At 64.6% G+C, this 1,265-nt stretch carries 2 protein-coding genes; both read left to right on the top strand.

The window, feature by feature from the left end:
* Positions 1-66: 66 nt before the first annotated feature.
* The gene (locus RM445_RS31965) at positions 67-354 is read left to right on the top strand and encodes a transposase (protein ID WP_311560598.1); all 288 of its coding nucleotides are present in this window, start codon (positions 67-69) and stop codon (positions 352-354) included.
* Positions 351-1,235, top strand: coding sequence for an IS3 family transposase (locus RM445_RS31960; protein ID WP_311560597.1), 885 nt, complete (start codon positions 351-353; stop codon positions 1,233-1,235). The genes RM445_RS31965 and RM445_RS31960 overlap by 4 nt, the downstream gene beginning before the upstream one ends.
* Positions 1,236-1,265 lie beyond the last annotated feature (30 nt).

The raw sequence follows: 1,265 nt of genomic DNA, 5'->3' as shown, positions 1-1,265 counted from the left end.
TGGACCGTTCCCGATCTTGTAGACATCCGGTCGTAGACTGCCGCTGATCGCAGCGGAGGCAATCGCGTGGCGACACGCCGTAACTTCACCCAGGAGTACAAGGACCAGGCCGTGAGCCTCGTTCTCGATTCGGGCCGATCCATCGCCGAGGTGGCGAAGAGTATCGGTGTCCACGAGATGACGTTAGGTAAATGGGTGAAGAAAGCCAGGGAATCCGGCCGGGTTCCCGACAAGGACCTGTCCGAGCCCGAGCGGGCCGAGCTGGAACGGCTCCGCAAGGAGAACGCCACACTTCGCATGGAGCGCGATTTCGCAAAAAAAGTGGCCGCCTGGTTCGCGAAAGAACAGCCGTGAAGTATGCGGCGATCGCGGACTGGGCCACCGACAAGCAGTTCTCGGTCACGTTCATGTGTGCCCAACTCGGGGTCGCCCGCCAGGGCTACTACCGGTGGCTGGCCGAGGGTCCGTGCGAGCGTGAGCGCACCGACGCCGAGCTCACCGAGCAGATCCGCGAGATCCACACCCGGCTTCACGGCCATCCCGGCGTGCGCCGGGTCTGGGCCGAGCTCGTCGTGCGCGGCCTGCGGGTCGCCCGCAAGCGGGTCTGGCGGCTGATGCGCGCCGCGGGCCTGCAAGGACGCCACCCCCGAGCCTGGAAACGCACCACCGTCGCAGGCCAGCGCCCTATCGACGCCCCCGACCTGATCGGGCAGGACTTCACCGCCGACCGGCCCGACACGCGCTGGTGCGGCGACATCACCTACGTCGCCACCGTCGACGGCTGGGCCTACACCGCGACCGTGATCGACCTGCACTCCCGCAAGGTCGTGGGCTACGCCGTGGCCGATCACCTGCGCACCAGCCTGATCATCGAGGCCCTCGCCGCCGCGCTGGTGACCCGCAGACCACCGCGCGGGGTGATCTTCCACAGCGATCGCGGCTGTCAATACACCTCCGGAGAATTCGCCAACTTCTGCGCCGAGAACGGTGTCACCCGCTCCATGGGCCGGCGCGCGACATGTTTTGACAACGCCGCCGCGGAGTCCTTCTTCGCGACTTACAAGAAGGAGCTGATCCACACCCGACCGTGGAATGATGTGACCGAAGTCCGACAGCACACATTCCTTTGGATCGAGGCCTACTACAACCGCCGCCGGCGGCACTCCACTCTCGACTACTTGACACCAGTCGAATACGAGCTAGGATTCAGAAAACTCACCGACCTGGCAGCCTAAACCGATGTCAATAAAATCGGGAACATTCCA

It is taken from the genome of Pseudonocardia charpentierae (assembly GCF_031845345.1).
Taxonomy (GTDB): domain Bacteria; phylum Actinomycetota; class Actinomycetes; order Mycobacteriales; family Pseudonocardiaceae; genus Pseudonocardia; species Pseudonocardia charpentierae.
This window is presented reverse-complemented; position numbering and strand designations above follow the sequence as displayed.